This window comes from Chloroherpetonaceae bacterium, assembly GCA_033763895.1.
GTDB lineage: Bacteria > Bacteroidota > Chlorobiia > Chlorobiales > Thermochlorobacteraceae > JANRJQ01.
Window position 1 is genome coordinate 59,638 of sequence record JANRJQ010000003.1, and the last position, 12,962, is coordinate 72,599.

13 protein-coding genes and 2 tRNA genes are annotated in these 12,962 nt (G+C 39.0%); 7 read left to right on the forward strand and 8 right to left on the reverse strand.

Annotated elements, in window-relative coordinates:
• Window positions 1–6 precede the first annotated feature (6 nt).
• Complete coding sequence (hisS, locus tag SFU91_00465; GenBank protein MDX2127491.1) at window positions 7–1,278, reverse strand: histidine--tRNA ligase; 1,272 nt, start codon at window positions 1,276–1,278, stop codon at window positions 7–9.
• Window positions 1,279–1,289: 11 nt separating this feature from the next.
• Window positions 1,290–1,760: a PTS sugar transporter subunit IIA gene (locus SFU91_00470; protein ID MDX2127492.1), complete on the reverse strand. Its 471-nt coding sequence runs from the start codon at window positions 1,758–1,760 to the stop codon at window positions 1,290–1,292.
• 189 nt (window positions 1,761–1,949) lie between these two features.
• Between SFU91_00470 and SFU91_00475 the strand changes: the two genes are divergently transcribed.
• Window positions 1,950–2,759: a phenylalanine 4-monooxygenase gene (locus SFU91_00475; GenBank protein MDX2127493.1), complete on the forward strand. Its 810-nt coding sequence runs from the start codon at window positions 1,950–1,952 to the stop codon at window positions 2,757–2,759.
• Window positions 2,760–2,762: 3 nt separating this feature from the next.
• On the opposite strand, the gene SFU91_00480 is transcribed toward SFU91_00475, so the two are convergent.
• A complete protein-coding gene (locus SFU91_00480) occupies window positions 2,763–3,626 on the reverse strand; it encodes a hypothetical protein (GenBank protein MDX2127494.1) in 864 nt (287 codons plus the stop codon).
• 73 nt (window positions 3,627–3,699) lie between these two features.
• Here SFU91_00480 and SFU91_00485 point away from each other — a divergent pair, with 73 nt between their 5' ends.
• The 6 genes from SFU91_00485 (at window position 3,700) to SFU91_00510 (ending at window position 7,452) form a co-directional block, all read left to right on the forward strand.
• Window positions 3,700–4,383: a DUF309 domain-containing protein gene (locus SFU91_00485; GenBank protein MDX2127495.1), complete on the forward strand. Its 684-nt coding sequence runs from the start codon at window positions 3,700–3,702 to the stop codon at window positions 4,381–4,383.
• A 67-nt stretch (window positions 4,384–4,450) separates the two neighbouring features.
• Complete coding sequence (gene yajC, locus SFU91_00490; protein MDX2127496.1) at window positions 4,451–4,822, forward strand: preprotein translocase subunit YajC; 372 nt, start codon at window positions 4,451–4,453, stop codon at window positions 4,820–4,822.
• A 53-nt stretch (window positions 4,823–4,875) separates the two neighbouring features.
• Window positions 4,876–5,997 carry a glutamine-hydrolyzing carbamoyl-phosphate synthase small subunit gene (gene carA / locus SFU91_00495; protein ID MDX2127497.1) on the forward strand — a complete coding sequence of 374 codons (1,122 nt, stop codon included), beginning with the start codon at window positions 4,876–4,878 and terminating at the stop codon, window positions 5,995–5,997.
• 30 nt (window positions 5,998–6,027) lie between these two features.
• The gene (gene mnmA / locus SFU91_00500; protein MDX2127498.1) at window positions 6,028–7,146 is read left to right on the forward strand and encodes a tRNA 2-thiouridine(34) synthase MnmA; all 1,119 of its coding nucleotides are present in this window, start codon (window positions 6,028–6,030) and stop codon (window positions 7,144–7,146) included.
• A gap of 101 nt (window positions 7,147–7,247) precedes the next feature.
• Window positions 7,248–7,329 (forward strand) — tRNA-Leu (locus SFU91_00505).
• A 37-nt stretch (window positions 7,330–7,366) separates the two neighbouring features.
• Window positions 7,367–7,452, forward strand: a tRNA-Leu gene (locus SFU91_00510).
• Window positions 7,453–7,495: 43 nt separating this feature from the next.
• On the opposite strand, the gene SFU91_00515 is transcribed toward SFU91_00510, so the two are convergent.
• Genes SFU91_00515 through cyaY form a run of 5 tightly spaced genes read right to left on the reverse strand, consistent with a single transcriptional unit; the run spans window position 7,496 to window position 12,778 of the window.
• Complete coding sequence (locus SFU91_00515) at window positions 7,496–8,350, reverse strand: hypothetical protein (GenBank protein MDX2127499.1); 855 nt, start codon at window positions 8,348–8,350, stop codon at window positions 7,496–7,498.
• 41 nt (window positions 8,351–8,391) lie between these two features.
• Window positions 8,392–9,105, reverse strand: coding sequence for a phosphoribosylformylglycinamidine synthase subunit PurQ (gene purQ, locus SFU91_00520; protein ID MDX2127500.1), 714 nt, complete (start codon window positions 9,103–9,105; stop codon window positions 8,392–8,394).
• 17 nt (window positions 9,106–9,122) lie between these two features.
• The gene (locus tag SFU91_00525; GenBank protein MDX2127501.1) at window positions 9,123–11,027 is read right to left on the reverse strand and encodes a PDZ domain-containing protein; all 1,905 of its coding nucleotides are present in this window, start codon (window positions 11,025–11,027) and stop codon (window positions 9,123–9,125) included.
• 12 nt (window positions 11,028–11,039) lie between these two features.
• On the reverse strand, window positions 11,040–12,446 hold the full coding sequence (gene glmM, locus SFU91_00530) for a phosphoglucosamine mutase (GenBank protein MDX2127502.1): 1,407 nt from the start codon (window positions 12,444–12,446) through the stop codon (window positions 11,040–11,042).
• 8 nt (window positions 12,447–12,454) lie between these two features.
• Window positions 12,455–12,778: an iron donor protein CyaY gene (cyaY, locus tag SFU91_00535; protein ID MDX2127503.1), complete on the reverse strand. Its 324-nt coding sequence runs from the start codon at window positions 12,776–12,778 to the stop codon at window positions 12,455–12,457.
• Window positions 12,779–12,962 lie beyond the last annotated feature (184 nt).

Sequence of the window (12,962 nt, forward strand, 5' to 3'; positions counted from 1 at the left end):
AAAATTTTAAGCTAACTTTAGTTTTTCATAAATAGCTTCAAATGTCAGAGCTTCTTGATTGGATGTAGCAAGGTTTTTGAACTGGAAGATGTTTTCATTTAACTCTTTTTCACCAACAATTAGCGCGTATTTAGCACCGATGCGTGAAGCTTCTCGAAATTGCGCTTTTAGGCTTCTTTTCAAAAGGTCGGTTTCGGCAAATATATTTTGTTGACGCAAAAAATTTGTTGTTTTTACAACCCAAGGTCTTGCAGATTCAGATTGTGCAACAAGAAAAACATCGACTCTTTTTGTAAGATCAGAAGGAAATCGACCATTTTTTTCAAGAGCGATTAATAGACGTTCAACGCCCGAAGCAAATCCAACAGCGGGAATTTCTTTTTCAGAACCGAGAACAGTCGAGAGCCCGTCATAACGCCCGCCACCGCCCAAAGCATCTTGCGATCCTAAATCAGTACTGCTTAGTTCAAAGGCCGTACGAGAATAGTAGTCTAGGCCACGAACGAGTGTAAAATCTTCAACAAAAGCGATACCAAACGCTTCTAAATAACCCTTAAACAAATTAAAATGCTCTTTCGATAAAGAATCAAGATAATCAGTGATTTTAGGAGCAGATTGAATCAAATGAGTTAAATCAGGATTCTTTGAATCAAGAATTCTTAAGGGGTTTTTTTCTAATCGAACCTTAGAAACATCATCAAGCATTGATTCAAAAGGCTTAAAATATTCTTGAAGAATATTACGGTAGGTTATTCTTGTTTCTGTATTGCCAAGGCTGTTGATTCTCAAGCTAAAATTTTTTAAGCCAAATCGTTGATAAATCGTCATCATTAATGAAACGATTTCAGCATCGGCTTCAGGTTCAGTGCTGCCAAGGCACTCTGCACCAAATTGCCAGAATTGTCGTTGTCTTCCTGCCTGAGGGCGTTCTTTTCGGAAGAGCTCGGAGAAATAATAAAATTTTTGGGTAGGTGAATGACCAAGAAAATTATGTTCAATTGCGGCTCTCATAACACCAGCCGTCATTTCTGGTCTTAAGGTTAAAGAGTCGTGGTTGTTCGGATCGGGTTGAAAAGAATACATTTCCTTACCGACAATATCGGTTGTTTCTCCGATTCCTCTTGCAAAAAGTGAAGTATCCTCAAATACTGGTGTTCGGATTTCTTGATAACCAAAGGTATCAAAAACATCGCGTATGGTCTTTTCGGCGAATTGCCAGCGGTAGATTTCAGGGGCAAAAACATCTTTTGTCCCTTTGATTGATTTTAGTTTTGACATATGCGATGGGACTAAAATTCGGGGAGAACTTTTTCTTTCTCGGTTAAAATAAAGAGAATATCTTCGATTGATTGAGCTGAACTTAAGCGAAGTCGCATTTCAGGCTGCTGGACTGTTTTGGCGATTTGACTCAGAAATTTTAAGTGAAGGATTGCTAAGTTTTCAGGAACTGCTAAGAGAAAAACAATTTTAACGGGTTCGTTATCGCTTGACCCATAATCGATTGGTTTACTAAGAATTGAGAGTGCGACAACTGGCGCTGTAACTGCCTTTGTTTTTGCATGAGGTAATGCAACGCCATTTCCAATACCAGTAGGTGCATCCTTTTCTCGTTTCAAAACATCAAATCTTAGCTTTGTTTTGTCTGTCACTGATTGATTTGATGAAATCAATGTCAGCATCTTCTCCAGCAAATCGTTTTTGGAGCGAACATCAAGCCCTAATGAAATGAATTCGGGTGTAATAAAGTCAGTCAATCTCATGAAAAAAAAGTCAAAGTGGTATCGATTTTTGGCTTTAAAACTGCCGTAGTCAAGAGAAAAGTGAATATAAGCAAGCGTCGGAATTCAACGATGAAAAAGACAAAAAAGATTGGCGTCTTACAAAAAATTCTGCAAGGCGTGACCTGTAAAGTGAGAAAAATTGTATTTTGAAAAAAAGAAAATCACCAAATGAAAATGGAAACAGAATTTCTTTCAGCCTACGAAAAAGCGACCGAATCAGGCGTCTTAGATCCCCGATGCATCCCTCAACACCTTGGCACAGATGTTCCGATTGGAGAGGAAATCAAGACGCCAAATTATACCGAATCTGAGCATTTGACTTGGAAATCGCTTTATCAGAGACAAGAAAAAATATTACCTCATCGAGCGTGTGATGCCTTCTTGAATGGCGTTCACACCCTTGAGATGTCATCAGAATCCATTCCTTCACTTCGTGAACTCTCACGAAAATTAGATTCTATGACCGGTTGGAAAGTTGCCCGTGTTCCGGGCCTTCTTCATGAGAAAGATTTTTTTGAGTTGCTTTCAGAAAGAATTTTCCCATCAACAGACTATATCCGTGGAGACAATGAATTGAAATACACTCCCGCACCTGATTGCTTTCACGATATTTTTGGCCACATGCCAATGCTGACTAATCCCGATTTTGCGGATTTTTATCAACATTTTGGAAAAGTAGCGCTTCATGCTATGGGGCATCAACGGGTGGCTTTAGAGCGTTTGCATTGGTTTACCGTCGAATTTGGGTTGATTCGATCTGAAAATGGTCTGAGAATATTTGGTTCGGGAATTCTTTCTTCTGCTGAGGAAGTCGAGCATTCACTTTCAAATTCTGTCATCGTAAAGCCATTTGAAACAAAGGGGATAACTTCCCAAGACTATGATGTTTGGCATTTACAGCCCATTTTGTTTGCTATTGATTCATTTGAACAATTAAAGCAAGGTTTTCAGAATTGGGCGTTTAACGAGAAACTATAAGTGTTATTGAGGTAATGTCAATTTTGATTTTGTAGTATCGGTATAGACTCTATTTTTAACCTCGTTCAGTCGAAGATATTTAGAGCGAAGTCTTGATAAATCTTCACTAAATTTACTGTTAAATCGTGGAAGATTATTTTTTCCATCGAGTTTATCTCCCAGAAAAACAAATGAATCGTTTGACATATTATACACCAAGTCATTCTCAAAAATATAGAGAAAGATTAGCGGAGCACTTTCCGGGGTTGTTTTTTCAATCGCCTCGGTAACTTTTTGAGCGCTTGAATAAGTAAGATTCGGGGCAGTAAGGAGAGCCGTTAGAAGTGCGCTTTTGAATTGAGGTGTTTGAACTTCGTCGGCTTGAAGTCCAAGTTTTTCTCGAACCCAATTTCTCTTCAGTGCAATACTGAGATATTCATCAATCGGTAATCCAAAAAGGTGGCGTCTAAACGTTACCAAAGCTTCCAAAACGGTGAAGTCTTGATTCGTTTTAAGCTTCGTTGAATCAGCTAAATGAACAAATCGGTTGATATCATCAACGAGTGAACAGCCAGTGATAAGCAATTTAGAAATTCTGAATTCGTCCGTTGTGAAATATCCATCGGCTAAAAAACCTTCAATCTTTTCTACAGAGCTTTCTGCTTCTCGATTGAGAATTAGAGCACGATATTCTTCGGGAGTGAATTTTGGCATCACATAGGCGGGTCTCAAATAGGTATAGAGAATTAAAGCAATAACGAATGCAATAGGAATCCCTAATGAGGTGAGCTTAGATTTTTTCCAAAAAAAAATAGAAACGCCAATCATGACGAGGAGAAAAAGTAAAATCAAGGAGACCGAAAAAAAAGAAAGCGAATAGTTTAGCATTGATGATCAATAAATTCAATTTATTATTGGGGGGCAAAGATAGAGAATCTAAATGTAAAAAGGAATTTAGTTGGTGGAAGAAAATCAAAAGGGAAATTTATTAGTATTCAAAGATGAGCTAAGAAGGGGAATAGAGGAATTTAACCGACAAGACTTTTTTGAGGCTCATGACACATTCGAAGAAATTTGGCAAAAGGTATCGGGTTATGATAAACTCTTTTTGCACGGATTGTTAAATCATACCATCGGATTTTATCACTTTTCATTTGGAAGATGGAAAGGCGCTGTAAGTCAGTTTGAAAAAGGATTGGAAAAGTGGGAATTCATGCTGGGGTCATACAAAGGTTTTCAGGTACTATCAATTAATCAGTTAATCCTAAATGAATTTTTGCCTTTAGCAAAGGAATATGAGGAAAAGCAAACTTCAATTCAAGAATTAAAAGACTCAAATCAAACTTTTCATTTTCCGAATGTGAGCATTCCTCAATGGATTTTAGAAGAAAACGAAGAACATTTAATAAAAGTGAATCAAACTCAATTACAATCGGATGAGGAACTTGCCTCTCTTTGGTATAGGATATCCCAAGAACGCGTTGAAAAGGAAGAATTTCAAAAGATTGTTTTTGATCTCAAATTAAAAATAGACCTTTTGAATGAAGAGCATATAAAGGATGTCAAACGAAAAAAACTTTGGTTCTTCTCGTTCCTTCTATCTGTCTTTATAATATTAATGTTAATCCTCAAGTTCCTTTTATAGGAAACAAAGATTTTCAATCACTATTCTGTATCTTTGTGGCTATTCAGAAAAACGAAAAACAATATCTATGACTTCAATTTTGAACTTCACCATTTTCTTTGCTTTTTCTCCAAACAATCCTAACGATACCGGATCAACTTTTATAAATCTCTTGATGCCGCTATTGCTGATTGTGGTGTTCTATTTCTTTTTAATTCGACCTCAGCAAAAAAAACAGAAGGAACGTGAAAAAACGCTTGATTCTTTGAAAAAGGGAGATAAAGTGGTGACAATTGGAGGATTACACGGTAAGGTCGTTGGGATTAACCCAGAAAAGAAAACCGTTATGATCGATGCCGGTGATGTAAAACTGACGTTCGACCGCTCTGCAATTGCAACCATAGAGGGAGTAGCAGATGGAAAGAGTGAGACGGCCGAAAAGCTTGAAAGTGCTTCTTAGTGATTTTGGCCGCGAAAGCGGCCTTTTTTTTGACACATTATTCGCTGAACACAATGAAAATTAAAGCCCAACTTGTTTTAGAAAACGGTGAAGTTTTTGCAGGCTATGCTTTTGGGAATACCAATGGAATGGCAAAAGGTGAAGTTGTTTTTAATACCTCAATGACCGGTTATCAAGAGATCTTAACCGATCCATCTTATTTTGGACAAATTGTGGTAATGACTTACCCATTGATTGGTAATTATGGTACAAACCAAAGAGATCGAGAGTCAGAAAAGGTTTGGGCATCAGGAATCATTGTGCGTGAGAACTCACCAATCGCGAGTAATTTTGAATCAGAAAAGAGTTTAGATGATTATCTCAATACTGAAGGCGTGACAGGGTTTTACGGCATCGATACGAGGAAATTGGTCAGGATGTTGAGGAATGAAGGCGCAATGCGAGGCATTATCTCAACTTCACATGAAACTCAAAGCATATTGGAAGAGGTTAAAAGTATTCCATTGATGAATGGTTTGGATTTGGCCAAGGTCGTTACGAATCAAAAGGTAAGAAAAGTTGGAGGGGAAGATTCAAACGCGTTTCATGTTGTGGCTTATGATTTTGGAATCAAGGAAAACATCCTTCGAATGCTCTCAAATTCAGGTTGCAATGTAACGGTAGTGCCTGCTCAAACAACCGCAGAAGAGGTAATAGACTTGAACCCAGATGGTGTTTTTTTATCGAATGGCCCCGGCGATCCCGAACCGGTGAGTTATGCAATCGACGCGATTCAAAAACTATCAGATCGAAAATTTGCCGGCAGGGAAATTCCAATATTTGGAATTTGCTTAGGCCATCAATTGCTTTCCTTGGCTTTTGGAGCAAAAACTTACAAATTAAAATTCGGGCATCACGGTGGAAATCACCCGGTGAAGAATTTGAAGACCGGTCGAATTGAAATTACCGCTCAGAATCACGGCTTTGCGGTTGATCCAAAAAAATTGCCAAAAAATTTAGAGTTAACACATATTAATTTGTACGATCAAACAGTTGAGGGTGTCAGACACAAAACCTTGCCCATTTTTAGTGTTCAATACCATCCTGAAGCTTCACCGGGGCCTCATGATTCCCATTATTTGTTTGAAGAATTTACGAGTGAAATGAGAAAACGAAATTCAAAGAAAATCGTTTGAGAAGGAATTACAAAGCGAAAGAGATTGGAAATGAAAAAGAAAGTTGTGGTTGGAATGTCTGGTGGGGTTGATTCCTCCGTTGCAGCGTGTTTGCTCAAGGAACAAGGGTTTGATGTCATTGGTATTACGATGAAAACTTGGGATTATGATATGGCAGGGCTCGGCAAAAGCAATAAGAAGGAAACAGGTTGCTGCTCGCTTGAATCCATAAATGATGCGAGAAGCGTTGCTGTGGCTAACGGTTTTTTGCACTACACAATTGACTTTCGTGAAGACTTTGGTGGGGCTGTTATTGACTACTTTAAAGAAGAGTATTTACACGGCAGAACACCAAATCCGTGCGTAATGTGCAATACAAAAGTCAAGTGGGATTCGCTTCTCGAACGCGCAAAGTTATTAGGTGCCGACTATATCGCAACAGGTCATTATGCGAGAGTAGTATTTAACAATGGAAGATATCAACTGCTTAAAGGAAAAGACGAGAAGAAAGATCAAAGTTATGTGCTGTGGGGAATTTCTCAAGAAGCATTGGCACAAACCCTTTTTCCACTTTCTGAATTGACAAAACCTGAAGTAAGAGATTTGGCAAGGCGATATGGACTTAAGGTGGCTGATAAGGGTGAAAGTTATGAGATTTGTTTTATACCCGATAATGATTACGAGCGGTTTCTCAAAGAAACGATTCCCGCATTGGAAAAGGACGTTTCGGGTGGGAAAATACGTGATGAAGCCGGTGAAGAATTGGGAGAGCATCGTGGCTACCCATTTTACACCATAGGGCAAAGAAAAGGATTGGGAATATCAACACCCGAACCCGTTTATGTAACTGAAATCGATTACCTTTCCAATACGATTAAGGTTGGGAGTGAAGATAAACTTATGCATCGTGGGCTTTATGCAAATCAATTAAATTGGATTGGGATTGAGCCATTTGGCGGCGAAAAAAACGAGGTGCGATGTTTCGCAAAAATTCGATACAAAGATGTTCCTGAGCCTTGCACGATTCGGAGATGGAGTGAAAACCCAAATTTAGCAGAAGTGCTTTTTGACAAGCCAAAACGAGCCATTACACCCGGGCAAGCAGTCGTTTTTTATAATAATATTGAAGTTCTTGGGGGCGGTTTTATTCATAGTGTTATAAAAGATTAAGTATTTTTTTGCTGGGTGATGTCAGTCAATTATATTTGCGACCCGTTTATGAAAGCGGAATTCGATTGGATGTTAGAATTGTATTGATGAATCGTCAAAATGCGAGTGTGGCGGAACTGGCAGACGCGCGGGTCTTAGAAGCCCGTACCGCAAGGTGTGTGGGTTCAAGTCCCTCCGCTCGCACATAAGTTAAGATTAGATGAGTGGAATAGCTCATTATGCCGAAGTGGCGGAACTGGCAGACGCGCTGGACTCAAAATCCAGTATCTCTAAAAAGATGTGTGGGTTCGATTCCCTCCTTCGGCACAATACCCCATAAAATCGAATGGGTTAATTGAAAAAAGGATACCTAAATTGTTTTTTCCGCTATTGGATATTCGACCGTGATTTCTTCCCCAGTGATTGCATCAAAGTAAATGGTTGCGAGGGGCTTCGATAATCCAAGTTCGATGTTGAATTGATAAGCGAGGTGAACGATACACCTTTTCAATTTTCGATCAATCACCGCCCCAGAGTTATCATAAACATCTTCCAAAAACTTTTCCTCAAAAACACAAGTCTTTGCAAAGCGAATTACATCGGGTGACTCAACAAGATATTTGATTTTACGACCTTCGAGAGAGACTCGAAAGGATCGTCCAATTAATCGTTTATATATTTTTTCCTTTTCAAAACTGCCAGAATCAGGTAAGGTATTTACTTTTCTTGTGAGAGTAGTGACTAAAACCGAGATCTCGCCCTTTTTCGAAATCACGAATTCAATCATGCTGCGGGTTGAGCCGCTAGTGTGATGTTTTCCGTAGGTAGCCCGTTGAAAGATGATATTGTAGAAGGTGCCGTAGTCGGTAAGCGAATAAAGTATAAGTTCGGAGGGCGTTGAATGAAAAATTTCATTGTTGTCTAAAAGAAATTTTTTCAAAGATTCAAGGAAAACCGTTTGCGTATCAACCGGCAGAGGCTTTTGAGGAAAATTCAAGGATATTTTGATTGGTTTTTCTGCGTAAGTCAACTGAGTTATTGCGCACGCTATGGGGTCGAGCCGTTCGTTTTGATACTTGAAGTGGTATTTCGATTTAAACCTTGAAAAGTTTTCTAAAAAACTTGAATAGTCTTTCTTGTCAAAGTTGATGACGGGAGGATATCCTACTGTTTGAGCGGAAATTGAGGAAATAAAAAAGAGCGCAAACAGAGGATAAAGCCTCATAGTCTTATAAAAGTTAGGGGTGCATGTTTTGCGCATAAATTTTAAATAAGGATTGGCTCGAGACTTTGTAATAAAGATTGAAAAAATTTCTTTCCACCGGTAGAGCCTAAGCGAGGTTCTGCAGCTCTTTCGGGGTGAGGCATTAAGCCAACGACATTTCTCTGTTTATTTGTGATACCCGCGATATTAAGCAAGGATCCATTAGGGTTGGCGTGATCTCCAACAATTCCATTTAGATCGCAATATTGAAAAAGGATGCGATCTTCATCTTGAAGTGATTTAAGAGTGTCTTCGGAAGCAAAAAAATTGCCTTCGCCGTGTGCAATAGGGATTTTGATAATTTCATCTTTTTGATATTGAGCGGTCACAAAACAATTTTGAGTAACAACTTTTAGATGAACGAAACGGCAAACAAATCGCCGAGACGCATTGCGCATCAATGCTCCATCTAAAAGACCCGCTTCAGTGAGAATTTGAAACCCATTGCAAATCCCAATGACCGGGCGGCCTTCGTTTGAAAATCGAAAAACCTCTTCCATTACCGGTGAAAACTTTGCTATCGCACCGGTTCGTAAGTAATCGCCATAAGAAAACCCTCCCGGGAGAATGATTGCATCACAATTTTGGAGATTCCGCTCTTTATGCCAAAGCATAACGGCCTCGGTATTTTGAAATGAATTAATAACTGAAACTGCGTCATGATCGCAGTTTGATCCGGGGAAAACGATAACACCAATTTTATTTCTTTTCTGCATGTTTGGTTAAGGTTTATCTAAAATAGGTCATTCCATTTTGTTTTCATCCACGATTCAAAAATATCCTTTTGCTCTGCAGTGGCATCTTCATTTTTTTGAACCAAATATCGCTTCGATGCTGAAAGAGTGACAGGGATCTGAAGGAGTTTTTTATTTCGAATCACAGAGAAATTGATGGTGGTATCTTTTGCTGAAAATGAAAACCTTTCAAGAGCCATCGTTAAGGATTCTTTGAGTAAGGATTCGTTACCAACGGCAATAATTAAATCATTTTGATCAAGCCCCGCTTTGAAAGCCGGAGATTCAGGAATGATTGAAGTGATGAGTTGAAAATCGGATGAAGCTACAACACTGACACCGATGTAGGGTGAATTAGAATCATCTTCCAATAAATCTAATCCTGCAAATGAGAGTGATTCTTTGAAAGGTAATTCTTCTGTTCCATAAACATATTTTTCAAAAAACTCGGATAGCTTTGATCCGGCCACTCGTTCACATGTTGTTTCAAAGTCCTTTGCAGAAAAGCCTTTGGCGGCTTTTCCAAAACGAGAATTCATTTCTCGCATGACATCATCAAGCGATTTTTTGTTTTTCGTTTTATTTCGAATTTCGAGATCAAGAATAAGTCCGATAAGTTCGCCTTTGCTGTAAAAATTAACGGTACTGTTCGCTCGGCCTGCGCCGTAACCTGAGAGCCAAGCATCAAAAGAAGCAAGTGCAACGGATTGTACTTTTCTGCCGTAAGTATTTTGCATCGCCGTGATATCGTTGCCTAAGTTGCGAATGTAATCGCGCGCAGTCCAAACACCACTTCGAACCAAAGTCAAATCGCCGTAATAACTTGTGAATCCTTCACTGACATAGAGCATTGGCGTATATCCTTCAGTGGTATAATCGTAGGGAAAATATTCCTTGGGAATAATTCGCTTGATATTCCAAACATGAAAAAATTCGTGCGAGCTCACTGAAAGGAAAGAGGAATATCGAGAATCCATTTCATACGAAGCCCCCACGACAATGGATGTAGAGTTTTTATGTTCCACGCCGTGAGAATATCGAATTGGCAGTACATGATAAATGAAAATATATTCCTTAAAAGGAACATCATTCATTAAGGTAAACTGTTCTTCTACGAACTTTGAAACATCGCGAACAATATTTTTTTCGTTAAAGCGTCCAAGGCCAATACCTTCTGCATTTTGAAAGCACATTCTAATCAAAGCGCCTTTGACGGTTGCTTGAAATTCAACCATTGTTGGGCTTGCAAGTGTTGGCGAGTCGATTAAGTCGTCATAGGTTTCAGCGGTAAAAAGGCGAGGGTCTGAGGTTTTGGTGAGCTGTGTTGCAATTTTCCACCCGTTTGGATAGTCCACAAAAAGAGAGACCGGTTTGAAGCGAGATTCTTTCGTGAACATGAAGAGATTTGAGCCATTAAAGTACATTTCTTCGCGGCCGACATAAGAATTTCCGGCATCAATGGCAGCGCCTGCAAAATATTTATAGCGAACGACGATTTCCTTGGCGCCATTGGCATTTACTCTCCAAGTTTGTTTATCTATTTTTTTGAATTCAAGTGACTTACCGGCGGAGGTTGCTAGAAACTCTTGAACATTTGCGGCATAGTTTTGGATTTGATAACGGCCGGGTCTCCAAGCCGGTAAGATGAAATCGATTTCGTCTTGCTTTTTTGAATTTTGAAGCGTTATCGTGATTTGATAGGTATGCAAATTTGGCGCTAAGGAAGCGATGTGATAGGCGGCTTCAGTTTTAGTTGGCTGTTCCTGACGGGCGTTAGTAGGCTTTTTTGGCATTGAAGCAAAACATTCTTGATGAAATGAAATGATGACAAGAAATAAAACAGGCACAAAATTAAAAGTCGATAATCTTGTTACTTGATGGGAACAAAAACGAAGTTGTTTCATTGATAGGACGATTTAAGTTGAAATGATCTCGTTGCGAAATGAATCGGCTAAAGTATCGGCAATGCTTTTGGTTTTTGCTTCTGCATAAATTCGTATGATTGGCTCAGTATTGGACTTTCGTAGATGAACCCACTTATCTGGGAAATCAATTTTTACGCCATCTTCAGTGGATACAGTGTTTTCTGAAACCGTTTGATACTTGTTGGCGATTCGATCTAAAACTGAATCAATTTGAATTTCTTGATTTAATTTTACTTTTTGTTTCGCCATTTCATAATGTGGAAGCGACTTCTTAAAATCAGAAACCCTCGCAGTAGGGTATTGACTTAAGAATTCATCAAAGGAAGCAAGGAAGAGTACAATTCCAACTAAAGCATCTCTTCCATAATGGCAATCCGGAAGAATTACCCCGCCATTCCCTTCTCCCCCAATAACGGCATTTACCGCTTTCATTTTTTCGATGACATGTGCTTCGCCGACTTTAGAAGCGAAATATGGCACTTCATGTTTAAGAGCAATGTCTTTCAGTGCGCGGCTGCTTGAAAGGTTACTGACGACTGGCCCACGATGATGTTTAAGCCAAAAATTAGCCGCGGCGACCAAAGAATACTCTTCACCAAACAAACTTCCATCTTCAGAGATAAAGCAAACGCGATCAACATCGGGGTCAACGACGATTCCAAAATCGCATTGATGATAGGCTGTAAGCCCTTGTGTTTCTATAAGATTTTCTTCGATTGGTTCTGGATTTCTGGGAAAAATTCCCGTGGGCTTGCAACTAATTTCAACAAGATTATCGAAACCTAAAGCGCGACAAAGGGATGGAATTATTTTAGATCCCGCGCCATTAACAGCGTCAATTAAGATTTTAAAGTTTCGCTTCGCAAGTTTTGTGGTATCAACGGAAGGAATTGAAAGAACTTTACGAATGTGGAAGTCATTGATTTCATCTCGCGGAACGGTCATTCCAAATTGATTCCATTGGGCAAGATGAAATTTTTTAGAATGATAAATTGATAAAAGGCGGTTGCTTTCATCCGCTGTTAAGAATTCGCCTAATTCATTGAGTAACTTTAAGGCGTTCCATTCCAAGGGATTATGAGATGCTGAAAGAATAATTCCTCCCGCTGCTTTTTCATCAAGCACAGCAAGTTCAACGCTTGGGGTTGTGGCAACACCGAGATTAATCACATTACAACCGGATTGAACCAAGGTACTTTGAACAAACTCCATTAAAGTTATTCCACTTGGGCGGGTGTCCCTCCCTAACACAACCAACGGAGACTTTGAATCTGAATTTTCTGAGCGCTTATGTCTTAAAAGTGTTGCGTAAGCTTGAGTAAAATCTGAAATAACATTTGGTGTTAAGCTTTCTCCGATGATTCCTCGAATGCCGGAGATACTGACCATTAAACTCATTATGGTTGTTAAGATTGAAGTGTTATTGTTTGTCCAAGTCTTGAAGAAAGGAGTTCATTAAGAAAAAGGAGTAAATCTTTTTTTTCTTTTTCAGATATCCACCGCTGCTCGCCTTGTTTTTCTACCAAGTTAAATCGCCAGCCATTAAGGGGTTCTGCAAGCCAGATTTGCTCGGTGGCACTTTGGCGACTAAGAATGAACTTTGAACCATCCGGTGTTTCGATCGTCAGTTTTCCATCTCCTGAATCGATTTCAAGCTCTTCATATTTTTCAAGTTGCTTTTCAATTGAGGCAAATTGTTTGTCAATCAAAATTAAAACGGATTCTGGCATTTGTATGATTTAGAAACATAGGTGTGGTGTCTTCAATTTAAGGAACCACACGTTTAAGCTTAATAATTAAGATTGTAAAAATAGAGATTAACAAGGTATTTTTCGGGCTAACTTTTGAAATTTACTTTAATGCCACTACCGAATTTTAACAACACTGAAATCGCTTTTAAAAATAAAAGCGATC